The 260-nt window shown below is 71.9% G+C and carries 1 pseudogene; it reads right to left on the bottom strand.

What is annotated here, in order from left to right:
* Nucleotides 1-260: pseudogene (locus tag KVT32_RS30485) on the bottom strand (peptidase M48); the annotation flags it as partial.

Below are 260 nucleotides of genomic sequence, written 5' to 3' on the forward strand. Positions count from 1 at the left end.
GTGACCATCACGCGCTGGCCGTCGGCATAGGCGTTGACGTTGTCGGCGTTGCCCAGTTCGATCGCGAAGCTGCAGGCGCGCGTGACCGGAATGCTCAGGTCGCGGTTGCGGCCGTCGCGTTCGACCGTCAACGGCAGGGTCGGCTGCGAGGCCACGATCGGTCCGAACACGGCGCCGGCGCCGGACAACGCGTCCGGTCCGGTCGGCAGCGGCTTGCCACCGGCCGCCACCAGGCCGTCGCCCAGGCGCAGGCCTGCCTT

The organism is Achromobacter sp. GbtcB20 (assembly GCF_019091095.1).
Lineage (GTDB): Bacteria > Pseudomonadota > Gammaproteobacteria > Burkholderiales > Burkholderiaceae_B > Achromobacter > Achromobacter mucicolens.